The organism is Methylorubrum extorquens (genome assembly GCF_024169925.1).
Classification (GTDB): Bacteria; Pseudomonadota; Alphaproteobacteria; order Rhizobiales; family Beijerinckiaceae; genus Methylobacterium; species Methylobacterium extorquens_A.
In genome coordinates this window covers 671563-696370 of record NZ_JALJXF010000001.1, presented here as the reverse complement: position 1 = coordinate 696370, position 24808 = coordinate 671563, and the positions used below count along the sequence as shown (strand labels likewise).

General features: G+C 62.6%; 19 protein-coding genes and 4 pseudogenes. 10 read left to right on the top strand and 13 right to left on the bottom strand.

Features of this window, described 5'->3' with window-relative positions; genetic code table 11:
- Window positions 1-73: 73 nt before the first annotated feature.
- Window positions 74-1939 carry an ABC transporter ATP-binding protein gene (locus tag J2W78_RS03395; protein WP_437178557.1) on the bottom strand — a complete coding sequence of 622 codons (1866 nt, stop codon included), beginning with the start codon at window positions 1937-1939 and terminating at the stop codon, window positions 74-76.
- Window positions 1940-2225: 286 nt separating this feature from the next.
- On the opposite strand from J2W78_RS03395, the gene J2W78_RS03390 reads away from it, so the two are divergent.
- The 3 genes from J2W78_RS03390 (at window position 2226) to J2W78_RS03380 (ending at window position 3794) form a co-directional block, all read left to right on the top strand.
- Window positions 2226-2879, top strand: coding sequence for a class I SAM-dependent methyltransferase (locus tag J2W78_RS03390; protein WP_253368041.1), 654 nt, complete (start codon window positions 2226-2228; stop codon window positions 2877-2879).
- Between the two features lie 214 nt (window positions 2880-3093).
- Window positions 3094-3519 carry a Mov34/MPN/PAD-1 family protein gene (locus J2W78_RS24815; protein WP_367399410.1) on the top strand — a complete coding sequence of 142 codons (426 nt, stop codon included), beginning with the start codon at window positions 3094-3096 and terminating at the stop codon, window positions 3517-3519.
- A gap of 50 nt (window positions 3520-3569) precedes the next feature.
- Window positions 3570-3794, top strand: coding sequence for a hypothetical protein (locus J2W78_RS03380; protein WP_253368039.1), 225 nt, complete (start codon window positions 3570-3572; stop codon window positions 3792-3794).
- An 801-nt stretch (window positions 3795-4595) separates the two neighbouring features.
- On the opposite strand, the gene J2W78_RS03375 is transcribed toward J2W78_RS03380, so the two are convergent.
- A complete protein-coding gene (locus J2W78_RS03375) occupies window positions 4596-4934 on the bottom strand; it encodes a hypothetical protein (protein ID WP_253374126.1) in 339 nt (112 codons plus the stop codon).
- On the opposite strand from J2W78_RS03375, the pseudogene J2W78_RS03370 reads away from it, so the two are divergent.
- The 7 genes and pseudogenes from J2W78_RS03370 to J2W78_RS03340 all read left to right on the top strand — a co-directional run.
- Window positions 4818-5262 (top strand): annotated as a pseudogene (locus J2W78_RS03370) (IS5 family transposase); the annotation flags it as partial. The gene J2W78_RS03375 and the pseudogene J2W78_RS03370 sit on opposite strands and share 117 nt — an antisense overlap.
- A pseudogene (locus tag J2W78_RS03365) lies at window positions 5252-5359 on the top strand (IS481 family transposase); the annotation flags it as partial. The pseudogenes J2W78_RS03370 and J2W78_RS03365, both read left to right, overlap by 11 nt.
- A gap of 403 nt (window positions 5360-5762) precedes the next feature.
- Window positions 5763-7472: a hypothetical protein gene (locus J2W78_RS03360; protein ID WP_253368038.1), complete on the top strand. Its 1710-nt coding sequence runs from the start codon at window positions 5763-5765 to the stop codon at window positions 7470-7472.
- Between the two features lie 4 nt (window positions 7473-7476).
- Window positions 7477-8253, top strand: coding sequence for a glycosyltransferase family 2 protein (locus J2W78_RS03355; RefSeq protein WP_253368036.1), 777 nt, complete (start codon window positions 7477-7479; stop codon window positions 8251-8253).
- Between the two features lie 7 nt (window positions 8254-8260).
- Window positions 8261-9952: a glycosyltransferase gene (locus J2W78_RS03350; RefSeq protein ID WP_253368034.1), complete on the top strand. Its 1692-nt coding sequence runs from the start codon at window positions 8261-8263 to the stop codon at window positions 9950-9952.
- A gap of 340 nt (window positions 9953-10292) precedes the next feature.
- Entirely contained in the window at window positions 10293-11315 is a 1023-nt protein-coding gene (locus J2W78_RS03345) for a Hint domain-containing protein (protein ID WP_253368032.1), read from the top strand.
- Between the two features lie 25 nt (window positions 11316-11340).
- Window positions 11341-12924 carry a hypothetical protein gene (locus tag J2W78_RS03340; RefSeq protein WP_253368030.1) on the top strand — a complete coding sequence of 528 codons (1584 nt, stop codon included), beginning with the start codon at window positions 11341-11343 and terminating at the stop codon, window positions 12922-12924.
- A 198-nt stretch (window positions 12925-13122) separates the two neighbouring features.
- Here J2W78_RS03340 and J2W78_RS03335 read toward each other — a convergent pair.
- From J2W78_RS03335 to J2W78_RS03285, 11 genes and pseudogenes are all read right to left on the bottom strand, one after another.
- A pseudogene (locus J2W78_RS03335) lies at window positions 13123-13740 on the bottom strand (IS5 family transposase); the annotation flags it as partial.
- A pseudogene (locus tag J2W78_RS03330) lies at window positions 13740-13829 on the bottom strand (IS5/IS1182 family transposase); the annotation flags it as partial. The pseudogenes J2W78_RS03335 and J2W78_RS03330, both read right to left, overlap by 1 nt.
- Window positions 13830-13937: 108 nt before the next feature.
- Entirely contained in the window at window positions 13938-14879 is a 942-nt protein-coding gene (locus J2W78_RS03325) for a LysR family transcriptional regulator (protein ID WP_253368027.1), read from the bottom strand.
- A 635-nt stretch (window positions 14880-15514) separates the two neighbouring features.
- A protein-coding gene (locus tag J2W78_RS03320) for an IS5 family transposase (RefSeq protein WP_253368025.1) occupies window positions 15515-16281 on the bottom strand; the annotation gives its coding sequence in 2 pieces (ribosomal slippage) (window positions 15515-15963 and window positions 15963-16281; 768 coding nt in all).
- Window positions 16282-16521: 240 nt separating this feature from the next.
- Entirely contained in the window at window positions 16522-16815 is a 294-nt protein-coding gene (locus J2W78_RS03315) for a hypothetical protein (RefSeq protein WP_253368024.1), read from the bottom strand.
- Window positions 16816-16965: 150 nt separating this feature from the next.
- Window positions 16966-17352, bottom strand: coding sequence for an energy transducer TonB family protein (locus tag J2W78_RS03310; protein ID WP_253368022.1), 387 nt, complete (start codon window positions 17350-17352; stop codon window positions 16966-16968).
- A 40-nt stretch (window positions 17353-17392) separates the two neighbouring features.
- Window positions 17393-18472: an IS630 family transposase gene (locus tag J2W78_RS03305; RefSeq protein ID WP_253368020.1), complete on the bottom strand. Its 1080-nt coding sequence runs from the start codon at window positions 18470-18472 to the stop codon at window positions 17393-17395.
- Between the two features lie 68 nt (window positions 18473-18540).
- A complete protein-coding gene (locus J2W78_RS03300; protein WP_253368018.1) occupies window positions 18541-19734 on the bottom strand; it encodes a patatin-like phospholipase family protein in 1194 nt (397 codons plus the stop codon).
- 462 nt (window positions 19735-20196) lie between these two features.
- Entirely contained in the window at window positions 20197-21687 is a 1491-nt protein-coding gene (locus J2W78_RS03295) for an efflux transporter outer membrane subunit (RefSeq protein WP_253368016.1), read from the bottom strand.
- An 11-nt stretch (window positions 21688-21698) separates the two neighbouring features.
- A complete protein-coding gene (locus tag J2W78_RS03290; RefSeq protein ID WP_253368014.1) occupies window positions 21699-23246 on the bottom strand; it encodes an MDR family MFS transporter in 1548 nt (515 codons plus the stop codon).
- Window positions 23243-24535, bottom strand: coding sequence for an HlyD family secretion protein (locus J2W78_RS03285; RefSeq protein ID WP_253368013.1), 1293 nt, complete (start codon window positions 24533-24535; stop codon window positions 23243-23245). Before J2W78_RS03285 ends, J2W78_RS03290 begins: the two co-directional genes overlap by 4 nt.
- Window positions 24536-24808 lie beyond the last annotated feature (273 nt).

Genomic DNA, 24808 nt, shown 5'->3' with positions numbered 1-24808 from the left:
CTCCATTTTTCGTGCGCTGACCGGCAGCGAGAGGGTTTCGGTCAACGTCGAAGTGTCAGCGGCGAGCTGCCGCTTATCGGTATGCTGCTGCCTGCAGCTCGAACAGTTCAGCGTAGCGACCGCCGTTGCAGACCAGCTCCTCGTGCGTACCGGCCTCCTGCACCCGGCCGTTCCCAAGCACGACGATACAATCGGCGTGGCGCACGCTCGAGAAGCGATGCGAGATAAGGAGCGCGGTACGTCCGAGCGCGAGAGCGCGGAGGCGGGCGAACACCTCAGCCTCCGCGCGGGCGTCGAGCGCCGCGGTCGGCTCGTCCAGGACCAGCACCTCGGACTCGCGCATGTAGGCGCGGGCGATTGCGAGCTTCTGCCACTCGCCCCCGGATAGATCGACCCCGTCCTCGAAGCGCCGGCCCAGCCGCTGGTCGTAGCCCGCGGGCAGCCGCCCCACCATGGTGTCGGCCAGCGCGCGGCCCGCCGCGCCCTCGATGCGGGCCGTATCCGTCCGCGCCGCGATGCGCCCGACCGCGATGTTCTCGCCCGCCGTGAGATCGAAGCGGACGAAGTCTTGGAAGATCACGCCGATGCGGGTTCGCAGCACGTCGGGGTCGTAGTCGCGCAGGTCGCGGCCATCGAGCAGGATGCGCCCCTCGGTCGGGTCGTAGAGCCGCGCCAGCAGCTTGACGATCGTGGTCTTGCCGCTGCCGTTGTCGCCCACCAGCGCCAAAACCTCGCCGGCCCGAATCGTGAGCGAGAGATCGCGCACTGCCCAGCGCTCCGCGCCGGGATAACGGTAGCCCACCGCCTCGAACACGAAGCCGTCGCGGATCGGCGTCGGGAACGGGGCGGGATACTCCGGCGCGTTGAGCCGGGGCGAGAGTGCGAGGAACCCGAACAGGTCGTCGAGGTACTGCGCCTGGCCCGAGAGTTGGGAAAGGCCGAGGAGTAAGCCCTCGACGAGGCTGCGCAGGCGTAGGAAAGCGCCGGACAGGAAGGTGAGGTCGCCGAGGGTGAGCGTGCCGGTGGCCGTCCGCAGCGCGATCACGAGGTAGGCGAGGTAGTAGGCGAGCGTGCCGAGGCTCGCGAACAGCCCGCCTGCGACGGCCCGGCGCCGGGCGAGGTGGGTGTTCTCGCGCAGCGCCCGGTCAGCGAGCAGACGGAAGCGCTCGGCCAGGTAGCCACTGAGGCCGAACAGCTTGATCTCCTTGGCGCTCTCGGCACCGGCCCCGAGCTGGCGCATGTAGTCGCCCTCGCGCCGGTCCGGCGAGCGCTGGTAGGCGAGGCGATAGCCCTGGCGGTTGAAGTGGAGTTCGTTGAGGAAGGCCGGGATCAGGGCGAGGACGAGCAGGACGACGAGCCAGGGCAGGAACGCGAGCACGGCCAGAGCCAGTGAGAGGGCTGTAAGCCCATCCTGAAGTTGGCCGAGGAGCTGGCCCATCGGGTTGGCGCGCCACGCGACCTGACGCCGGGCACGCTCCAGCCCGTCCTGCACGGCGGGGTCCTCGAACTGGGCGAGATCGAGGGTGGCGGCGTGTGCCATCAGCCGGAGCGTGGTGGCATTGCCGGTCATCTCGGCCAGCACCCCGTCGATGAGGCTCGTCGCGCGCCCGAGCAGGTCGGAGGCGAGTGCCAGCGCGAGTTCGGCCCCGATCAGCAGGCTGACCTGCCGCAGGAGCGGATGGGCGAACCAGTCCGAGGCGCTCGCCGGCCCGACGGCACCGGCTTGCCCGGCCACGACCGTGTCAACAACGAGCTTGGCGACATAGAGCATCAGGGCAGGAATGGCCGCGCGGGCAAGGCGCAAACCGATACTGGCGAGCGTCAGGGTGCGGCTCGTCGCCCAGGCGAGGCGGAACAGGGCCGGGAGGTGCCGGAACGGACCGATCCGTGCCGCGGCAGCGCTACGAAGCCGGGCGGTGGCTGATGGAAACAAACGCACTGCGCGCCGCTGGGGCGCTCCCTGCTGTGTCGAAGGACAACGAACACGTCTGGTACGGGATTGCCACGCACTCAGGGGCGGTGACGACACGCGACACGATGGCGCCCGCGATCCGGCGGCTGCCCGCCCTTGACGGCGTCGACCGTATACGTCCGGGTCGGTCTTCGCGGCTTCACCGGGTCGGCATCGAAGCTGCGGCATCAGGCTCTGCGTGCCACCGCGAACCAAGTCGGCCACGCATCTGTTGGTGCACCATCATCGGCAGCTCCAACGGTAAGCTCTGAGCGTGTCTGCAACCCGGATTTCCTCGCTCGAACTGCCCGAGCTGCCGTCCGAGGCGTTCGCGAAGCACGACCCCTCGCCCGATTCCCGCTTCTACAGGGATCCGCGCTTCGTCACGCATATCGATGAGCCGGCCATCGCCGCGGTGACGCGCCTGTACGCCGAACTCCTCCCCTCGGGCGGCATCATCCTCGACATGATGTCGAGTTGGGTCAGTCACCTTCCCCCGGAGAAAGCCTTCGCTGCGGTGATCGGCCATGGCTTGAACCAGCGTGAACTCGACGCCAACCCACGGCTGACACTGCGCTTCGTGCAGGATCTGAATGCAGACCGGCATCTCCCCATCGAGAGCGCGAGCGTCGACGCAGCGCTGATCTGCGTGTCGGTGCAGTACCTCCAGCAGCCGGTGACGGTGCTGTCCGAGGTTGCGCGCGTGCTCCGCCCAGGATCGCCGGTCATCGTCAGCTTCTCGAACCGCTGTTTCCCGACCAAGGCCGTCGCGATCTGGACGGCTCTCGATGCGACGGGTCACGCTCAGCTTGTCGATCTGTATCTGCGACGCGCAGGTTTTGCGCGAACCGAAACACGGGTCCTGATCCCGGATGGTGGCCCGAGCGATCCGATGACGGCTGCGGTGGGCTGGCTCGCATCGGAATGACGGGCCATTCGGCGCGGGAACAGTCAACCGAGCATCACGCCATCGCGACCTGAGGTTCGCCTATCCGTCGCCTCAGCGGCTCGGTACAGCTGCGAACAGCCTTGGCTTCCCACTCCTACAGCTCCTTGCACTCCGAGGTTATCGTGCGTGACCGCATGCCCATGTCGCGCCGACTTCTGCTCCAGTCCGGAGGTGTCGCTGCCGCCAGCATCATGTGCGGGATCGAAGGAGCCGCAGGGGTGGAGGCAAACTCCGACAAACCCGCCAACGCTCCGACAGGCCGTCGAACGAAGAGCCTCGATACCGAATACTTCAAGGGCATGTATGCCACCGAGGCCGATCCCTGGCGCTTCGTCACGAGCCCGTACGAGCGGGACAAGTATGCGGCGACGCTCGCGGTCCTGCCGCGACCGCACGACACGTCCGCTCCAACTCGGTCGCGTTCATCGGCAGGTGGCACACCCATCCCAAAGGATTGCCGATCCCGAGCTCCACGGACCTAAGGGCCATGCGAAAGCTTCTGCGCACGGGTGGCGCCTACATGGGGCGCAACGTCATAATGCTCATCCTCGGTGGCACTCCTGCCAAGCCCCTGATCTCGGCCGGCCTCTACGAACGAGTTGATTATGCCGGGTCCTGATCGCGAACCCTTTATCGGATTGGCCCTGTCCGGCGGCGGCGCACGGGGGGATGGTCTTCCATCTCGGCTGCATGAGGGCGCTTCATGATCGCGGCATCCTCGACAAGGTCAAGGTCCTGTCCACCGTATCGAGCGGCAGTGTCATCGGCGCCTGCTGGGCCTACAGAGGCGAGAGCTTCGAGGACTTCGACCGCCATGTCGTATCCATGCTGCGGCGTGGCCCGCGATGGGATATCGTGCGTGGGGCCTTCCTCACACGGTTGACGATGCACTAACTTCAAACCCGGGCCGACGAATGGGGGCAGGGCAATTCTGTTCGTTCAGCCTCCTGTCCCTCCTCGCACTATAAGAGGTCCTTCCAATAGTCCGCACATGCCTCATTTTGTAATTGTACTAATATGTCGAATATAATATAATAGCGAAGGTTCAACTTCTAAGGAAGATTTGAGATTTAGCAACTAAAGTCTATTTTAATAAACAGGCTGCAGAATTCATTTTTTAGCTGTTTCTGGGTAGTTTTATCGGGGCGATTTTCTGCATGACGAAGTCTCATTGAAAAAACGGCATTCATAGTAAGTATTGCTTCGCGACGCTCAACTGCACGTTACGCGCATTGACGCGATCGAAAGCAAGCTTTTGCTAAATTTTGATATCAAAAGATGTATTACAACCATATTACAATATGTCCCCAGCAATACTACTTAAAGTACTGAATTCAAAATGCCGTGAGCGGAGGCGCTACGTAGCTTTGCTACTCGACAAGCCTGACCAGGTGCGCGATGTGGCGCTCCTTGAACGGTTGCGCGCAATTGTAGAGCGCACGTCATGTATCGCCTGATTTCTACGGAAGGCCTTGGTGAGCCAAATGAATATGTCTGAGTCGGAGCTCCTCTTCGTTGCTGCTGACGCCACGTGGCGGTGTGAGGCTGGCAAAGTTCTTGATCGCAAGCCGAATGACTCCGGGCTCGTCCTGCTACCGGAGGCTCGCGGCGAGCCGGACACGCTACTGCGCACTGCGTTCGAGGTGCGCGAGCGTGCCTATGCTATGTGGTGTAAGGAATCGGAAGCCACTCCGATCAATGATTGATGTCCAATGTTCCCGTTCCCGACTTCTCGCGCCTGAGTGCCTTACCGAGCGCGTGGAGGGCGGGATCGATCGCAGCATCGATGTCACGCCCGTACTCCACGGTCAACGCTCGCACCGCGATGAGGTGATCAGCGACGATATCTGGACTCGGGATCCATAAGTTTGGCTTGGCGGGCGTACCTGAGATTCCTCCCAGATGAAGGAGGAGCCGATGGCCGAACTTTGGTTGACGGAGGAGCAGTTTGCAAAGATCGCTCCGCACCTGCCGACAGACACCCGAGGCAAGGAGCGTGTCGAAGACCGACGCGGCATCCGCGGGATCATCCACGCCATGAAGTCAGGCCGGCGGTGGACGGATGCCCCGCGTCAGGTCTACGGCCCGAAGAAGACTCCCCACAATCGCTTCGTACGATTGGCGGCCAAAGGGGGCCGGGGTGATCTGTTCGCGACCCTGGCCCGGGCCGGTGGGCCGCCTCCCAGGCGCTGGTCAACTCCTCGACCGTGACGGCGCACCGTTGCGCCTCCGGTGGAAAGGGGGGAAGCAAGCCCGGGCCATCGACCCCTCGCGGGATGGACGCACGACCAAGATCCACGCCCTCATCGACCGGTTCTGCCGCCCACTCGCCTTCCTCCTGACAGGCGGACAGGTGGCTGACACCCTACGAGTTCATCTGCCAGATCTGGACGAAAGAGCCCGAGCGCTTCACGCTCGATCCGTCACACCACATTCCGGGACCGTACACCGAGCTATAATCATGAGCGCTCGGTGGCGTACCGACTGATCGGGCGGCATATGCGTTTGGCTTAACTGGCGTTCCGTTCCAGTGCAGCGGCTCGTTTGGATGGAGATCGCTTTTGGTCCGGGTCCGATAGGGTGAACGACATTTCTCTGCGCATCCGTGGAGACTGCGTCCATTCCACGCAGAAACCTGAACCTGTTGGCTCTTTCGTCAGAGTTCTGCCGCCAGCAGCGTTCGGACACTCCTGCCCAATTGTGATGGCCGGGAGGTGTTCTCGAGTGAAATTTACCTTTCCATTTTTTTGGCTATGATTACGGATTATATACTGATGAAGGTATCGAACGCGCCTTTGAGAAACTGACGCAGGTAAGAACGAAAGATACGTCAGTTCAGCAAGTGATCGACAGGATCTACTGATGAAGCTTTTGTCTTTATCTTACTATAAGCACGATCAAAACTCGCAAAACCGTGCTCAATACCGTGACCTGAAGGAGTCAGAAATTGTTCAGTTTGATTTTATAAAAAATTGCGGACTATTCGATGAAGATTGGTATGTAGATAATTATCCCGACGTGCGAAGGTCTAAGGTAAATCCGATTTATCATTATGTGAAGTACGGTGCTAGCGAAGGCCGCAATCCCAACAATTGGTTTGATACATTCGAATATGCGTCAAAGTACATGGCGCCAGAAATCCGCGACCGAGTTAATCCACTTATGCATTATGTTCAAAATCGTATGCCTATTTCGGCGCAGAACGGGGATACCGACAGAAGTTCCAAAACCGAGAAGCTCGATACGAAGTTTCATAAGGGTCAACTGTCAGCGTTCTCGGATTTTTCAGTTAGGACCGCAGTGGACCGGTTTAAACATTTTCCTTTATTTTCTGATGTCGATTATATGGCTTTGAACGAGCCACTGCGCAACGTAGCCGGACTGATTCCACATCAGCACGCTCTAACCTACGGCATATCTGAAGGCAGAAGCGTATTTCGCAAAGACAATATCGCAAATATGCTCGGATTGGTCTCTCAGGCATCCGTTGAAGCTGAGGCCAAAAGGCAGGATGTTGTCGACTTGCCCTCGGATTACGACGATGGTGAAGGCGCATGCAGAAAAATTAATGCCACACCCAGATCGAACGAATGCATCGGTGTTTTTTACAACAGTGAAGGCAACGTTTTTCTCAAGGAAATTGCCGAGTGCGTTGTGAATGATCTTCAGGAAGCAGGATATTCTGCTTCTCTTCACAACGAGAATGCCGACTTGACGGCGATACCGGCACGATCGATTATAGTCGCTCCGCATGAGTTCTTTTTTGTTGGAAAAGGGCGTGAGCTAGCCAACGAGAACTTTGTTGCTAGGTCTATAGTACTCAATACTGAGCAACCTCAGACGGTTTGGTTCGACAGGGCGATCCCTTTTTCCCTCATGTCGCGCGGCGTAATCGATATTTCGCCTCAAGTTGCCGCACTCTATCGAGATACTGGCATCCCGACATTACATATCGACTTGTGTGGTGCTATCGACACCGAAGGTGCGCCGGACATCGGCAATCCATTATTCCGTGTCTTGCCTCCAGCTGCTAAGCAACTCTCGCGAGCGACAGCAACGCTAGCAGAGCGGCCGATCGACGTCTCATTCTTCGGCGCGATGTCGATGCATCGCGAAAGATTTTTCACAAAAGCCGCAGCGTTTCTATCCGACTACGAGACGTTCCTTTATTGCCGACGCTTCACGAGCCCGATCAAGGGCATTGGGCGTGATCGTGATCTGACGCGGCTCGCCGGCCATGTTGCCCGACACTCCAAGATCACGCTGAACATTCATCGCGACGAGTACGGTTTTTTCGAGTGGCATCGCATCGTCAGGACAGGGATGGATTGTGGCAGTCTCGTCGTGTCCGAGCCGTGCTTACCTCATCCCGTCTTCAAGCCGGGCGTTCACTTCTTTGAGGAAGCAGGCCGCCATCTGCAAAATTTGATCGAGTGGCTGCTCCGCTCTGAGGACGGCATGGCCCGAGCCGAAAGCGTCCGCGAAGCGGCGTCGGGGGTTTTGCGCCGCGCCAGGACGCGCAACCAGTCGGGGCATCGTATCGCTGCCTTCGTTGATTCTTGCTTCGTGTGACACCATGCAACCCTGGATACCCAAGTATCGCGTTGTACTTGAGACAGAGCCGTCGGGGCCGAGGCCCCACGATCTCGTCTCGATCTGCGTCACCGCGTTCAACTACGAGCGTTACCTCGGCGCGTGCCTCGACTCGTTGCGCGCACAGACGCATGCTGCGCTCGACCTGATTGTCGTCGACGACCGGTCCGAGGGTGATCGCACGCTCGCAGCCGGTGAGCGCTGGATGAAGAAGCATGCCGACCGCTTTCATCGCTGCCTGCTGGTAAGCCATCTGCGCAATCAAGGGCCATCTGCGGCCCGGAACACTGCGTTCTCTCTTGCGCTCAGCTCGCATGTCTTCGTTATCGATGCGGATAACGTGGCCTACCCCCGTGCCATCGCACGTCTACATCAGGCCGCGGTATCAGGATCGTTCGATGCGACCTACCCACAGCTCGAACATTTCGGCGACGAGCATAAGCTTGGCGTGGCCGACATCTGGGATGGGGATGCGCTGTATGAAAGCAATTACATCGACGTTATGGCGCTCGTGGCCAAAAGCGCCTGGGAACGCATCGGCGGCTACAGCCATATCGAGGAGGGCTGGGAGGATTACGACTTTTGGCTCAAATGCCTGAAGCATGATCTGGATATCGGGTTCGTTCCAGAAATTCTGTGTCGCTATCGCGTTCACGGGAAGTCCCGCACCTCGACAGATGCGTGGGCCGCGCACGAAAAGCTGAAACGGATTATTGCGATGCGCCATCCCCGCGTCGGTCGACCGAGCGCCGCGTCGTGATGGCCAGTTGTCCGCATTCCGGCGAGTTCCGGATGATGCCACGGTGATTGCTATGCCATCATTCGCCGAAGCGCGCGCGGGGCTTCAGGGCGAGATCGACAACGTCTCGCCCTATCGAGTACGGGGTTGGGCGCGCAACCCTCAGTTGCCAGACGAGCCGGTTGTCCTGCTAATCGCCAACAATGGTGAAGTTCTTGAGCGCGTCGTAGCCGATCGAGCCAGGGATGATCTTCTTCAGGCAGGATTTAGCTCGAGCCATCATGGTTTCGACGTCTGGCTTCCTGCTCGTCTCGATGCATCCAGGCGTAACATCGTTCGGGTCTTTCGGGAAATTGACGGAGCAGACCTGTTTCGTTCGCCCGTCATTCTCGAGGCTTCCGAGGCGTTCGGCCCCGTTTTGCAGGCACGCCTGACTACGCTGCTGGCCACGCCGATGGAGGCTCCGGAGCTGCGTGAACGCATCGAGTTTCTGGTCGATTTGGTCGAAGGATTGCGCCGGCGGCTGGCTGATGAGCACGCGATTGGCAGAGGCCGCGAGGCGGAAGAGGAGCCGCTTCGCGCCCTCGTGATCGACGATCAGCTCCCCGATTCACGGCGCGACGCCGGCTCCATGGCAATTCTGTCGCATATCCGCTCTCTCAGGCGGCTCGGCTATGAGATAAGTTTTGTCCCGTCCGATCTAGACGGCGTACGATCGCTCACGGCCGATGCGCTGACTGCGGAAGGGATGACCCTTCACCTGCGCCCTCACACGAATTCGGTCGAAGAAGTTCTGCGCCGCGAGGCCAACACCTTCGACCTCGTCTATATTCATCGCTACACGAACGCAGCGAAGTATGGGCCTCTTGCCCGGAGTTTCCAGCCCACCGCGCGCCTCGTCTTCAGTGTCGCCGACCTTCATCACCTCAGGCTTCAACGGCAGGGCGAGTATTACGGTTCTGAACGGATCGCCGCCGACAGCCAGCTCATCCGCCTGCGCGAACTCAGTGCAGCCTGGTCTGCATCGAGTGTCATCACGCATTCGACGCATGAAGCGGAACTGCTGAAAGCTGATTTAGGGCGCACGCCGATCGCCGTCGTGCCTTGGTCAGTAACCCCCCGGCCGGTCGTCCGACCATTCGATCGGCGCCGCGGTGTCGCATTCGTTGGCAGCTTCATGCATGCGCCCAACCTCGATGCAGCGCGTCGTCTCGTCCACGCGATCATGCCACGGGTGTGGAGCACGGAACCCGACATTCCCTGCTTTCTAATCGGTTCGGACATGCCGGACGAGCTCGCCGGTCTGAACCTCGATGGTATCGAGGTGCTGGGTCATGTGCCGGATCTTTTCTTCGCGCTCAATCGCGTACGGCTTTCCGTTGCACCGCTCGCCTGGGGCGCCGGAATTAAGGGGAAGGTGCTGGAAAGCTTCGCTCACGGGGTGCCCTGCGCCATGACTGGCATCGCCGCAGAGGGGATCTGCCTTCCGGCAGCACTGGATGTCTGCCTAGGCGACAGCGACGAGGCCTTAGCGCTTGCTATCGTTACGCTTCACCAGGACGAGGCGCTCAATCGCAGATGCGCCGAGGCTGGCCTCGCTCTGATCGAAGATGGCTGGTCAGAGTTGCGCGTCGACGCCGCTATGCGGCGTGCCATCATTGGCAGCGAACCAAATCTGAAACTGCCAGGGTCGAACGGGATCGAACAACTGTCGCGATAAATGCGAATCTGTGACCGGAAGTGGAAATGAATTTACCAAAATGAGCTTATGTAGTTTTGCAACATCATGATTTCGAGTGATTTTCGCGTTCTAATTTAGTTTGACATTGTTTTTCGTCGATTGATATATTTCCGATGTTGGTTGATTTAGTATTATCCAACTAAAATGACTGCGTCGATCTAGCTCGCTCAAATCAGTTGCGAGATGATGACTCGGTAAACTGTGCGTAAGACTGCATATCCGCAAGTCAGTGACCGCGTTTGAGCATTCGAATGTGATCGCTGGCGCAGATTTTCCGCGCCGGTCTCAAAGGCGCCGGAAACAACACAAGGGGATCGCGATGGCCTTACCAAATAATCAGACGATCACGTCCGGCAATATCTACCAAGTGGGTACAGGTGCCGTCGCCGGCACGGTTCAGGGCCTAGCGAACCTTGCGCTCGGTACGACCGGCCTCGTGACGATCGCGAGCCCAGTGGCGACGAACACGGACGTGACCTTCACGCAAACAGGCGGTGTTCAAACAGTGAGCTACATCAACGGCGCCGGTAACACCGTGAGCCAGCCCGTTACCTTTACGGGACAAGGACCTGGTGAGTTCACGTTTACCTCAGGAAGCTCGACCTTCCTATTCACCAATACGGCGCTCAATGGCGGAGCGACGATCGATGTCGGCTCCCTGCCCGGCGGTGCCCTACTCGGCACACAACTCGGGATCGGCGCGAACCCAACCGTCTACGCGCTGACGACGAACGGCCTCGCGCAGGTCGGGACCGGTACATACACAGCCTGCCTCGTCCGGGGCACGCATGTCGCGACGCCGGATGGCGAGCGTCAGGTTGAGCATTTGCGGATCGGTGACCTCGTGATGACCGTCACGGGCGAGTCGAAGCCGGTGCTCTGGATTGGAACTCGTCGCTACGAAGGCGCCTTTATCGCCGGCAACCGGACCGCACTGCCGGTCACCGTCCTCGCGGGTGCTTTGGGTGACGGGCTGCCGCTGCGCGACCTCTCACTCTCGCCCTGCCATGCCCTGCTGATCAACGACGTTCTCGTGCCCGCAGGCCGGCTCGTCGACGGGGTGGCGGTGATCCAGGCGTCGACTGTCGATTCGGTAGACTACTTTCACATCGAGCTCGATGATCACGACGTGGTGCTCGCGGAAGGCGTCGGCGCTGAGACTTTCGTCGACGACGACAGCCGGAATCTCTTCCAGAACGTACACGAGTATCACGCGCTCTACCCGAACCGTCCTGAGATCGACCCGGTCTACGCTGCGCCACGGGTCGAGGACGGGGAGGTCGTGCAAGCGATTCGCGATCGCATCGCCGCGCGTGCCACCGCCGTGAAACGGGCGGCCTGACGAGTCCATCAAGGATTAGGACGTCATGCCGCGCGGCTATCTCGATCTTGGGATAACGCGTCGGCACATCTCCGGATGGGCCTTCGATGAGGCCCATCCGGAGAAACCCGTTCGTGTATCTCTGACGGCTAACGGGGAACCCCTGCTGACGGTCCTGGCCAATCGCTACCGCGGTGACCTCCATGCCGCGGGTGTCGGTGACGGGCATCACAGCTTTGACGTCTATCTGCCCCACCCGCTCACAGCTTTTCAGCGTCACGTGATTCACGCGACGATCGAGGGATCGGGGGAGGCACTCGGCGATTCGCCCATCGTCATCGAATCCGCCGACGCGTTCGACGAGGATGTGAAGCGGAGCGTCTCGGGCCTGATTGCCGTCGCCGACGCCTCAACGCTCGATCGGACTCTCGCCTTCCTAGTCGATCAGGTCGAGGCTGTGCTGTACCGCCGAGCGGATTTGGCCTCGCATCGGACCCTGCGTCATTTCCGGCAACGCTTCACCCGGCATCGCGGTCAACCTCGGCCGGACGAGCCCCCTCCACCGCCGCTGCGCGCCCTTGTCATCGACGAGCGACTTCCTCAAACCCGTGAGGACAACACGGTCCTCGACGTCATGCTGTCGCTGCGACGGATCGGCTACGAGGTCACCTTCGTCCCAGCCGATCTTCTCGACGCCGAGGTGGCAGAACGGGTGCGCTTGAACGAGGCGGGTGTTCTACTTCATGCAGCGCCATACACGATATCCGTCGAAGAGGTGCTGCGTCGGCAGCGGGGCGCGTTCGATGTCGTTATCGTGCATGGGCTCGCCGCCGCAGCTCGGTATCTGCCAATGGTTCGGCACGACTGCCCTACGGCGCGGGCGGTCTATCTGCGCACGGCCTCAGCCCAGGCCGAATCCCTGTCGATGGGGGCCGGACATTTGGGCTTTCTCGAACGGGCGCACCGCAATGAACTCGCCGAAGCCACCGCAATGGGGCATGCCGACGACCTCCTCACAACGGATCCGGCCGATGCCGCCCGTTTCGCCAAATCGAGTCCCAACACGCGGGTCACGCTCGTGCCATGGACCGTGCCGGTCAGTCCAATCGACATTCCCTTCGCCAGCCGCGCTGGCATCGCTCTCCTCGGCACGAGCCTCGGACCGGTGACCACTCCGGCGATGCGCCCGCTGCTCGACAGGGTGATCGAGGCCGTTTGGGTCAGGAACCCGGCCATCCCTTTTCACCTGCCGGAAGCCGTAGCAGGGCGAACCCCGCAGGCCCGGATTGTTCCCGTCGTCGATGGAATCGATCCAACGGAGGGTGTCCGAGTCGCGCTCGCCCTCGGACCGAACCTCGCGCAGAAGATAGCGGGGACTCTCGGCGCCGGCATCCCATGCGTGGCAACGGAAACAGCAGCGGGTGAACTTGCCTTCGGCCGCCCGTTTCCGCCTGAAGCGGAAGACACAGCGGTACGTCTAGCGGAAATACTGATTAATCTGCACGAAGACGAGTCCCTCAATCGATCGGCCGCCTGCACCGGCCTTGCCGAAATCCTGCGAGAGCGTTCGGACGCCTGCCTTGATGAGAAACTCGTCGCCTTCCTCGCTAGACGGCGGCGCATCCGCTGACTTTCAACGCGACCTGGCTCTTATGCCGACGAACACGCCTCGGCTGTGCGCGGCGTAGGCGCCGTTGCTGATCTGCGTGGCGATTGATCCGCCGGTAGGATTGGTTCGTCCTGAGGTATGGCCTGTGGGCCATTTGGAGTTGACCCGGTTTGTCATCCACGTCTTATGCGAGCTTTCGGGCTGTGAGACCCCGTTTCGTAATGGTGGCGCAAGACGTCTGACGAGGATCATGTCGGCGGCCAAGACGCAGAAGGCGAGCGCGGAGTAGGGTGTCGCCTCGTAGGCTCGGGCGAGCCTGCGGCAGCGCGCGATCCAACCGAAAGTGCGTTCGATGACCCAGCGGCGGGGCTGCACGGCAAAGCCCTTCTGCCCCTTATCTGGTCTGACGATCTCGACGGTGATAGCGGTGGCGCTGCCGACACGCTCGCCCCGATAGGCCTGATCGGCAAAGCAGTGGGCCAGGAAGAGTTATAGACGACGGGACGCCCGTAGCGGTGCAATCCCGCCGTGGCTGTCGTGCCGGTCGGCCGTCGAGACGGTGGTTAGGAGCAGGCGACCGTCCGTATCGATGAGCGCGTGACGCTTGCAGCCAACTACGCGCCGGGCCAGATCGTAGCCGCGCTCGCCCTTGACGCCGATGCCGCCCGAGGGCGCCGCCTGCGCGTCGAGGATGGCACCGATCGGGCTGGCCTCGCGCCCGGCGCGCTCGCGATCGGCCATGGTCAGGGCGTGGGCGAGGCGCTCGAACACGCCCGCCTTCGACGGGCGCAGGAACCAGCGGTGAACGGTGGACCAGGGTGGAAAATCCAACGGCAGGCGAGTGGACGGCAGAACCGGTCGGTGAGGGCGTGGATCTTGGTCGTACGTCCGACTCACGAGCGGCCGATGGCCTGGGCTTGCTCCCCCTTTCAAGGAGCGCGTCCCGCGAGCAGTGCCACCCCACGGATGCCAGCTGGGGCAGATCTGACATAGCTTTCGTGCGCTACGGTCTATTCAAGCGAGTTACAGGCCTTTCAAGGCGAGATGAGCCTGACGCCGACTTGGTCCGTCCTCAATTGGCTCCAAGCCTCACCACCGGTTCCAGCAGCAAGCATGATCGGAAGCTGCCTCATGGCGAACTCGATGAAGCTACGTGCCTTCGCCGGCAGGAGGCGTGAAGTCGTGACGATGTAGACCGGCGTCGGCGGTAGATCCCACTCCGACAGCACCTGCTCCAGCCGACCGTTTACAACATCGCGTTTGACGCTGAGGCAGTGCGCGCTAAAGATGCCTTGTCCCGCCAGCGCGAACTTGCGTGCGAGGCTCGGTGAGTTGCAGGTGAGCGATCCGTTTACCTGGAGTGGAATGGTCTCGGCGTTGCGGCTGAGGGACCAAGTCGTGCCCGATCCCTGTGTGGGAACGATGGCGCTGTGATCTTTTAGGTCATGGGGTTCTTTGGGCCAACCGCGATCATTGAGATAATCCGGCGCGGCGAACAGGCCATTCGCCACTTCAGCTACCCTGCGCATGATCAGCGAGGTCTCGCGTGGCTCCTCGATGGTCACAGCCAAATCGTAGTTGTCACCTACGAGATCGACGGCGTTGGGTTTCAGATCCAGATGGACGTGGATGTGCTCGTGCTGCGCAGAGAACTCTGTGACGATCCGTGAGAGGTGATGCAGCACCCAGAAATCTGGCGGCGCAGCGATCTTGAGGAAGCCGCTTGGTCCCTTCGCCTCAGCGACGAGGTTGTCGAAGGCTTGCTCTGCCTCATCAACGAGCCGAGATGCTTGGGCGAGATAAGCTTCGCCGTAGGACGTCAGAGCGATCCGGCGGGTGGTTCGATCGAGCAGGCGCAAGCCAACCATTTGTTCGAAATCAGAAACACGCCGTGAGAGTGACGAGATCGGCATGCCCAGAGTGGTTGCCGCTTTGCTGAAGCTTTTCTGCTTGGCCACCTCGACGAAGAGGGCCATGTCACGCAGCATCTGTGAATTTGGCATAAGTCCGTCGCGCGCTCCTGACCGTCAGTATGAGTGCTTTCGTCCGTTCAGCTCCCGAGACACCCCCTGGTGCTGAGAGAGGTCCTTCCAACAGCCAGTGCATGCCTTCTTGGTAGGATGATCGGGGCGACCACCGCGATTTCGGGAGACCACCGAATATCGACGGTGCAACATCTGAGGAAGGATTGAGATCGCAGAATGAAATTCGATTTTCAGAAAAAAATTGGAAAAGTGTTTTTCACATAATGGGATGAAATTTATTGAATTGCCCCCATGGATTTCAGTATAAATATAATTATTTCTTGAGCGGTAGAAAATATTGCGATAGCAATAGACCATACACCTAGCTGGCACTTTCTTGCGGTCTGTGACAAAGTGATTTCAGACTGTTCTATTAAATAATTTAGTGCAGCCCCGGTATGCTGCGCTGTCAGGAACACAACGTGGCGCCCTGCATTCATCATTCCATGAGAAAAAGCACTACGTAGCTTTGCAGCTCGACTCATCTGAGCGCATGGGCAAAGTGGCTTCTCTGTGAACATTTGCGCGCGATTATAAGGCGCACACGTCGCATTGCTCAACTTCTACGGAAGACCTAGGGCCTGCTGTCACTTGAGCCAATCGAGCGTTGCGGCGAGGCAGAGGACAGCGGCGAAGCTGACGGCTGTCTTCTCGTAGCGGGTGGCGACGGCGCGCCACTCCTTGAGGCGCGCCCATAACCGCTCGACGATGGTGCGGTTGTTGAAGGCCCAGTCCGGGCAGGAGAGTTGCTCTTCGTTGCGTTTGGTCGGGATCGCGGGACGCGCACCGGTGGTCCAGATGTGCTCGCGGAAGCCGTGGCTGGAATAGCCGCGGTCGCCCACGCCCCACTTGGGCACGCCGGGCAATTGGTCGAGGAGCGGAATGGCGTGAGGCAGTTCGTGGGCCTGCCCCGGAGCGATGCGGAAGGCGACGGTGCAGCCTCTCCCGTCGGCGATCACGCAGGCCTTGGTGCCATAGCCGCCACGAGAGCGGCCAAGTGCTTCACGAGCGTCTCGCTCGGCCGCAGATCCCCCCTCTTTGCCGCGCCCGCCGCCTTCTGGTGAGCCCGAACGTTGCTGCCGTCGAGGAAGACCATGCCCAGCGCGACGCCGCGCTCCTGAACGCGATCGAGCAGCCGCTCCCACACCCCGGCGCGTGCCCGGCGGATGAAGATCTGTGCCGCCTGCCACCATGGACCCAACTCCTCGGGGATGGCGCGCCACTTCGCCCCGTTCTGATGTCGCCAGAGGATCGCCGAGATCGTGCGCCGAAGCTCCTCGGGCGGTGTCTTGGCCTTCGGGCGAGAGGCCTCGATCAGCGGCTGTAACTCACCCCGCTGCGCGTCTGACAGCATCACGTCTCCTCACTGGAAAACGAGAAAACGCCAAAATTCGCAATCCGTTCGGGCGACGACAGGCCCTAGCACTTGGCTCAAGCTTCATGAGGCCGATGGGCAATTCCCGGTTACGGACCCTTTGCAGAAAGTCGGAATGTCCGCTCCCAGGTGCTGGAAACAGGGCCATATGACCGGGTTAGGTGGAAAGCGGACCGGCTGATTTCGGTCACAGGATATTCCTGGGCGAACATGGGTTCGTCAGTCCTGAAGCCTGCCGAGATGGTTCACCGCCAAGAGGTGGAGCGCGAACCCGATGACCAAGGCCATCAAGCTGACGAAGCCGGGTTCGGTCCGGATATAGGTCAGGCTGACCTGCAGGACCTCGGACCACGCCAAGCGGTGGTCGTATTGATCCCACAACCTGATGCCTGGCAGGAAAAAGCCGAGCATGACCAGCGACGTGCCGATCGTGTTGAGGAATGTCGCACGATAGCGGATGCGGTCGTTCCGCGCGGCCTTGGTGACGATGTTTCGGTTCGTGAAGTATCCCATTGGCATCCGAGAGTTCGCAGGTTTGTCAGCGGTGTCCGGCTCTTTCGGGAGCGGGACGTGTCCACCGCTCAGGGACGCGGCAATGCCGAAGTTGGTCGTCGGATGGTGCCCCGGTGTCGGAGGCAGGTTTCCGAGCGGGTGTGGGACGCGTCATTGGCGTCGGGTCAATTCCATCGGGAAGCTCAGGTCCACGGTCCCCTCGGGCGTGAGGAGCGCATCGGGAGGGCGCGCGAAGGGAGCCGCGGACCTCACAGCAGCGATGACGCTCTCGTCAGTCGCACGCGAGCGGGAACGTCCCCCAACGGAAACGTCCCGTAACGCGCCGTCCGCACCGACCACGATCCTCAGGTCGACGACGAGGGGGCGTCGCCCGCTCCAGGCGACGCCGTTGGCATTCTCGGCGGTTTCGACTTTGGCCACGAGGGCGGACAACCATTCCCTCACCTCGGGGGCGACACCGGCCTGAGCCTGGGCGTTCGCCGGTCCGAGCAGCAGGAAGTAGAGCAGAAGACATTGAATCGTTCGATGCGGGGTCATGGGAATCCATGCGTGCTGACGCCCCCCTGGTGGGGATGGTCTAGTGGTGCGAGTCTAACACTTGGTGCCCGCGCCTTGCGGCCTGGATGATGCGATCCGGGTCGGCGGTCCAGGTGAAGGGCTTGGGGTCGCCGTTGCTCTCGGCGATGAAGCGTTTGATGGCCGCCTGTACCTCGATCAGCGATCCGAACACGCCGCGTCGCAGGCGGCGTTTTGCGAGCTTGGCGAAGAAGCCCTCAACGGCGTTGAGCCACGAGGCTGAGGTCGGGGTGAAATGGAAGGTCCAGCGTGGGTGGCGATCGAGCCAGGCGCGGACCTTCGGGTGCTTGTGAACGGCATAGTTGTCCAGGATCGCGTGGACGATCTTGCCCGCCGGAACCGCCGCCTCGACCGCGTTGAGGAAACGGATGAACTCCTGATGCCGGTGGCGCTGCATGCAGCGGCCAATCACCTTGCCCTCCAGGATGTCCAGAGCGGCAAACAGGGTCGTCGTGCCGTGGCGCTTGTAGTCGTGGGTGCGCGTCGTCGGCTGGCCCGGCTTCATCGGCAACGGGGCCTGCGTGCGGGCGAGCGCTTGGATCTGGCTCTTCTCGTCGACCGAAAGCACGACGGCATGGGCGGGCGGATCGACGTAGAGCCCGACGACGTCACGCAATTTGGCAGCGAAGGCCGGGTCGGTAGAGAGCTTGAACTGCCGGACCCGGTGTGGCTGTAGGCCGTGCCTCCGCCAGATCCGCTGCACCGACGAAATGCTTATGGCTGTGACCTTGCTCATGGCGGCGGCCGTCCAATGCGTGGTCTCGCCGGGCGGATCTTCCTGCGTCAGAGCCACAACACGCGCCGCCACCTCCGGCCCCAGCGGCGGGATGCGCGCCGGCCGCGTCTTGTCTCGCAGGAGCCCTTCGACGCCCTCCTGCGCGAAGCGGTCCTGCCAGCGCCAGACCGCCGTCTTGGACACGGCCGCCTCACGCATGATCGCGTGCGTCCCGATCCCATCGGCGCTCAGCAGCACGATGCGAGCGCGCCAAACGTGCTTCTGCGGAGTGTTTCGATCCGCGACCAGGGCCTCTAGCCGAAGGCGATCCGAGGCGGAGAGCGTGAAAGAGATGTCACTGCGCATCCCACGAGACTCGCAGGACGGACTTCAAACCGGAACCCCGGACGGACTCAACCGTCAGGGCTGAACCACTAGTTTGCCGATGCGATGACCTTCGCCGTCAGCGGCGAGACAGGCACGTCCGCCCGCCAGGCCGATCCGGACCGGGCCCGGTCGTAGCCGGCTTGGTAGAGGCTGCGCATGTAGGCCGTATCGAAGCCGCGCGCGGTCGAGGTCCGCGGCGCGTCGTCGTCGATGTAGGTGAGGTGGAAGCCGATGTTGTTGGCCCGGGAGAAGGCGTAGGTCGCCGCAAGGCTCGCGCGGCTGCGGGCCTGGCTGCCCGTTGCGACCGTCTGCTCGACGATGGAGAGCGTGTCGTTCCTCACCAACTCGAAGTCGGGTTCGACCCTGCCGTTCATCAGGACGTAGATGTTGGATTTGCGCGGGACCGATCCGGCCCGGCCGCCGCGCACCAGGAACGCCTGCGGCACGGTGAAGACCGGTGTCACCACCGAGCCGTCGACATGAAGCTCCTGGAAGGCGCGGTCGCCGGTCCGCACGTCGAGCAGTTGGGGCGGGAACACCGCAGGAATGCTGGCGGAGGCGGTGAGCACATCCCGGAACAGCGTCACGGCGTTGGGTGCGCCGCTCGCGGCGATAGCACTCATGTTCCAGATCATCGCGCGCTTGGCGTCGAGATTGGTCGTCACGACGAGCAGGCGGCGACCCTTGGCATGCTCGGTGGCGACGGCGGCGAGAAGGTCCGGCGTGACGTAGCGTCCGACGAGATCGCGCAGGCGGTCGTCGCCGAACAGCCCGGAACCGAACAGCACGTTCACGACACTCGGGTCCTTCACCAGGCTGCCGGCGACGCCGCTGGTGTAGATCTCGGTCAGCACCGGATCGTAGTCCGGCCCGAGAAAGGCGAACGGCGCGATCAGGGCGCCCGTGCTCACACCGGAGACGAGGCTGAACTCGGGGCGGGTGCCGGTCGCGGTCCAGCCGTTGAGCACCCCGGCCCCGAAGGCGCCGTCGCCGCCCCCGCCCGACAAGGCGAGGTAGGAGAAGGGGCGGTTGCGTACCGACTTGTCAGACAGCATCGCAGTGAATGTTTCGACGGACGCATCCGAGTAGGCGCGGGCGCCGGGGATGCCAGACACCTGCCCGGCCGCGGACTCGCCCGAGCCATAGGCAATGCGGGGTACGGAGGTGCACCCCCCCAGCGATCCGGCGACCGCCGAGACGAGGGCTATGCGCGACAGGCTATGGCGGCGGGGGAACGTCATAAGGTTTCCTAAGGTACCCAAGGCGGCGCCGGGCTTCGAGCGAGCAGAACGGCCGGCTCAAAGGGGGGCGGGATGAGCCGGCCGTCGCACCACGCGGCCCAACAGGCTTGGGACGCGCGATCAATAAAAATCCAGGGTTCTTCGACGAACGCGATATCGAAGATGATCATCAGATCGAATCTTCCACTATCTTGGCAAATATCTATCGTAGCATTTTTCCTATATTTCAAATTCGAACATAATAAATCATATAGAAATTAGCGTCATGAACAAATATGCAATGAACAAGTAAACGATCTTCATGTCACGAATCACATATGGTCGAGATCTGGTTTTTCGAATGGCTTGATCCCGGATTTTCCATCTGGAAACTCCCTGGATTTGATTTCTGAACTTCGGCGGCCCGGAAGGGGGTCCGCCCGGACCCCTGTGTCGAGCGTCGTTCGAGCGAGCGGCGTTTCATCACTCGACGAGTGCCACGCGCTCCGGGCCCAGGCCCCAGCCGAGGCCGAGGCTCTTCTGAAGCGCGACGTAGGCGTTGGTGTACTCCGCCTGCGCCTGGGCGAGGCTCTGCTCCGCCTGGAGGCGCTGGCGCTCGACGTCGAGGACGTCGATGGTGCTGATCGTGCCGGCGTCGTTGCGCTGGTCCGTCAGCATCGAGGCCCGACCCGCCGACGCGTTGGCCCTGGCGAGGCGCGCCACGGTGGCGCGCTGATTGCCGTAGCGCGAAAGCGACGTCTCGGCGTCCTGCATCGCCTGCAGCACGGCCTGCTCGTACTGAGCCAGCGCCACGTCCGTCCCGGCCTCGGACTGGCGGATCTGAGCAAGGGTGCGTCCGAAGTCGAGGATACTCCACGACAGGGTCGGCCCGAGGTTGTAGGTCGAGGCCGCGAGCGAGCCGATGGAGCCGATGTTGGGCGAGACCCAACCGGCGTTGCCGATCAGATTCACGCGTGGGAACAGCCGGGCCACCGATTGCCCGATCTGGGCGTTGGCGGCGGCGAGCTCACGCTCGGCCCGACGGATGTCCGGACGCCGCCGGATCATGGCGGCGGGGTCGCCGATGGCCACCACACGCGGCGGCATCGGCACCGCACGCGGCGGCTTCAGGAGGGCATCGACGGCGCCCGGCTCCCGCGTGATCAGGACGGCGATCTGGTTCAGGGACTGGTCGATCTGGGCCTGGAACGCCGGGGCCTGCGAGGCGGTGGTCTCGAACTGGGTGCGCAGGCGCTCGACGTCGAGCGACGACGCCGCGCCGCCGCCGAGCCGTTGCTCGCTCAATCTGACGGCTTGGCGTTGCAGACCCGCCGCCCTCTGTGTCAGCGCAAGACGCCTCTGAGCCCCGCGCAGGGTGACGTAGGCCTGCGCGACCTCGGCCGCGACCTGTACCTGCGCGTCGGCGAGCGCCGCCTCGGCGGCCTCGCCCTGGGCTGCCGCCTGCTCGATGGCGCGCTGCTTGCCACCGAAGATGTCGATCTCCCAGGTGGCGTCGAAGCTCGCGTTGTACAGGTCGATGTTCAGCGACTTCGGAACGGTCGCCCCGGATGCACCGGCGCCCGGGCCGCTTCCGACGAAGTCCCTGACGGGGAGCTGATTGTTCAGCGCGAAGGTGTTCGCCGAGATGCTCGGGGCGAGGTCGGCCGTCCTTTGGCCGAGCATGGCACGGGACTGACGCAGGCGAGCCGAGGCGATCTGAATGTTGGTGCTGGAGGCAAGCGCCTCCTCGACGAGGTCGCTCAGCACGGGGTCCCGCAGGGCGATCCACCACCGTGCCGGCGGGTCGACTGGAACGGCGGTCCGCACCGTGGCGGCCCGTACGAACGGTGCTCCGGTCGTGGCACGGGGCGCGGCGTCCGGGGCGCCCGCGTAGTCCGGACCGACGACGCAGCCGCCGAGGAAGGCCGCGACCGTCGCGGGCGCCGCGGCGCCAAGCAGGGTTCTGAGGGTCATGACGCGGTGACTCAATGCATCGCGACCGGACCGCCCTTGGGCAGCGGACGCAGGAACAGGACGAGGGGAATGACCACCAGCATGATCACACCGAAGACGAAGAAGAGGTCGGAGAAAGTCATCACCAGCGCCTGGGTGTCGACGACCTGCTTCAGGCCTGCGAGGGCCTGACGCATGCCGTCGGGGCCGCCCGCACCGCCCATCGCGTTCAGGCGATCCTGAGCCAGGACGGAGTTGGCGTTCACGGATTCGAGCAGGCGGTCAGTGTGGAGGTCGTTCCGCCGCTCCTGCAGGGTGGTGATCAGGGCGAGACCGAAGGAGCCGCCGAGGTTGCGTGCGCCGTTGAACAGGCCGGAGGCGTCGTTCGCCTTCTCGGGCGGGACTGACGTCGTCGCGGCCTGGTTGAGGAACAGCAGCGAGAAGCCCTGACCGAGCCCGCGCAGGAGTTGCGAGACCACGAACTGGCCGCCCGCGTCGTCGGTGGTGAGACCGGAATCGAGGAAGCAGCTCCAGCCGTAGAAGATCAGGCCGAGGGCGACGGCGATCCGCACGTCGATCACGCGGATCAGGAATGGGAAGAAGGGCAGCATCATCAGGGTCGGCACACCCGAGAGCAGCACGATGTGCCCCGCCTGCTCGGCGTTGTAGCGCGGCACCTGCGCCAGGAACTGGGGGATCAGGTAGAGGATGCCGTAGAGCCCACCGCCGACCGCGAAGCTCATCAGGAACACGCTGCCGAAGGCCCGCTTGCGCAGAAGGCTCATGTCGATCACCGGGACTCTTGCGGTGAGTTGCCCGATGGCGAGCAGGACGAAGCCGAAGGCCGCTGCCACGCTCAGCGAGACGATGAGGTTCGAGTCGAACCACTGCTCGCGCTGACCGTCCTCCAGCACCACGGTGAGGCAGCCGAGGCCGATGATGAGGCCGAGGATGCCGAACCAGTCGCCTTGGAAGATCTGTGCCGGTTGGGCCTTCTCGTGCGGCAGGCCCACGAAGAGCAGGACGAGAAGGCCGAGGCCGATGGGGACGTTGATGAAGAACAGGTAGTGCCAGCTCGCGTTCTCCGTGAGCCAGCCGCCGATGACGGGACCGACGACAGGGCCGAGCACGGCGGTCATCCCGAACAGGGCGACCCCGATGGGTTGCTTCTCCGGAGGCAGGCGCGTCGCGACGATGGTGAGCGCCGTCGGGATCATGCCGCCGCCGGCCAATCCCTGGCCGACGCGGCCGATGATCATCATGTCGAGGTTGGTCGCCACCCCGCACAGCACCGAGAAGCCGACGAACAGGATGGTGCACGTGACCAAGAAGTTGCGCAGGCCGAAGACGCGTTCGAGCCATCCCGTGAGCGGGATGATGATGATCTCGGCGACGAGGTAGGACGTCGAGATCCACGTGCCCTCCGAGCCGCTGGCGCCGATCTCGCCCTGGATGGTCGGCAGGGCGGCGTTGACGATGGAGGTGTCGAGGGTCGCCATCAGCGCGCCGATGGTCCCGGCTGCGACGGCAAGCCAGGCGGCGGCGTCCGCCTTGGCCGGAGGGGTGTGGTGCTCGCTCACGGACGGGCGCCCGCCGAACGCGCCCGGCCGACCTGTCCGCCCGGTCCCACCTGTGCCACGGGCTCTTCGGCCTCGCCGTCCTCCTCGTCCTTCTCCTCGTCGGTCGCCGCGCGTGTATCGACCGTGACGACGACGCTCAGCCCGGGAACCAAGACCTTGCGAGCCTCGGAGCCGGCCTTGAACCGGATGCGGACCGGCACGCGCTGTACGATCTTGGTGAAGTTGCCGGTGGCGTTCTCGGGCGGGATCAGCGCGAACTGTGCGCCGGTGCCCGGCGAGAAGCTGGCCACGCGCCCCTGCAGGTCCCTACCCGAGAGGGCGTCGACGGCGACGGTCACCGGCTGCCCGATCCGCATCAGGCCGACCTGGGTCTCCTTGAAGTTCGCGTCGATGTAGAGGTCGTCGACCGGCACGACGCTCATCAGGCGCGTACTGGCCTGGACGTACTGGCCGACCCGGGCGGTCAGGTCACCAACTCGGCCGGCGATGGGACTTTTGATCGTGGCGTGGCCGATGTCGATGCGGGCCCGTAGCAGCCCGGCGCGGGCCTGATCCACTGCGGCCTTGGCCTGGACCACTGCAGCCTTCAGGGTGTCGACCTGTTTCGTGGCCGATAGCAACTGGGCCTTGTTGACCTCGACCTGAGCGTCGTTCTGCTCGGCTTGGCTACGATACTGGTCGAGCTTTTCCACGGTGTCGGCGCCCGATGCCGCGAGCGGCTTGTAGCGCCGGACCTGCTCGGCGGAGAACCGAGCGTTGACCTGCGAGACGGACAGCTGTGCCTTGGCCTGGTCGATCTGCGCCTGCTGCCGCGAGAGCTCGGTCTCCGCGCGGGCGACGTCGGCCTGGCGCACGTCGACCTGGGCCTGCTGCTCCGTGAGCCTCGCCTGGGCCTCGCCGTCGTCGATGGTCATCAGGATCTGGCCTGCAGCCACGACTTGGTTCGCCGACACCGGAAGCGAGGAAACGTACCCCGAGACCTGGGGAGAGACCGTCACCTGATCGGCCTTGATGTAGGCGTTGTTGGTCTCCTGGAAGAACCGGCCGACCGTCCAATACCGGTATGCCCAGATCCCGGTGCCGACGATGGCAGCGATCCCGATGACGGCGAGCAGAACCTTCACCCAGGTCTTCTTCAGAGGTGACGGCTTCTCGGCATCCTCCCGCTCGCCATCGGCCTTCGACGCGGTGTCGCCCGCGGACTTGTCGTCACTACGCGGCCCGCGTTCAGCGCCATCGTGGCTCCGCGCCTGGGAACGGGTCTCCGAGTCCTGCTCAGCCACTGCCATCGTACGTCCGCCACGCGACCGAATTATATGAAACGACGCCGTTCCCTAATCTCGTTCTGCATGGCGCGCAATTCAAATTCGTAGGCTGACGCACCCTTATTCATGGGTGATTCGGCACTACCTAGGGGGATCCCCTTCCGTTAGGGAAAGGCGACCGCTACGTTTCCTGCAAGGGAGGAGCGACATCGATGCCTACGGAGTCAGCGTTGGCGGCGCCTCAGAGGCGTGTCGGGCGCCCTGCGCGCGGGACGGAGGGCGAAGCAACCCTGCGGA

Coding starts and splice junctions, on each gene's coding strand:
- J2W78_RS03325 (WP_253368027.1), bottom strand. CDS start 14,879: ATGGCCCTCTTCGTCGAGGTGGCCAAGCAGAAAAGCTTCAGCAAAGCG.
- J2W78_RS03340 (WP_253368030.1), top strand. CDS start 11,341: ATGCCGCGCGGCTATCTCGATCTTGGGATAACGCGTCGGCACATCTCC.
- J2W78_RS03315 (WP_253368024.1), bottom strand. CDS start 16,815: ATGGGATACTTCACGAACCGAAACATCGTCACCAAGGCCGCGCGGAAC.
- J2W78_RS03360 (WP_253368038.1), top strand. CDS start 5,763: ATGAAGCTTTTGTCTTTATCTTACTATAAGCACGATCAAAACTCGCAA.
- J2W78_RS03285 (WP_253368013.1), bottom strand. CDS start 24,535: ATGGCAGTGGCTGAGCAGGACTCGGAGACCCGTTCCCAGGCGCGGAGC.
- J2W78_RS03295 (WP_253368016.1), bottom strand. CDS start 21,687: ATGACCCTCAGAACCCTGCTTGGCGCCGCGGCGCCCGCGACGGTCGCG.
- J2W78_RS03310 (WP_253368022.1), bottom strand. CDS start 17,352: ATGACCCCGCATCGAACGATTCAATGTCTTCTGCTCTACTTCCTGCTG.
- J2W78_RS03380 (WP_253368039.1), top strand. CDS start 3,570: ATGGTCTTCCATCTCGGCTGCATGAGGGCGCTTCATGATCGCGGCATC.
- J2W78_RS03355 (WP_253368036.1), top strand. CDS start 7,477: ATGCAACCCTGGATACCCAAGTATCGCGTTGTACTTGAGACAGAGCCG.
- J2W78_RS03300 (WP_253368018.1), bottom strand. CDS start 19,734: ATGACGTTCCCCCGCCGCCATAGCCTGTCGCGCATAGCCCTCGTCTCG.
- J2W78_RS03305 (WP_253368020.1), bottom strand. CDS start 18,472: ATGCGCAGTGACATCTCTTTCACGCTCTCCGCCTCGGATCGCCTTCGG.
- J2W78_RS03345 (WP_253368032.1), top strand. CDS start 10,293: ATGGCCTTACCAAATAATCAGACGATCACGTCCGGCAATATCTACCAA.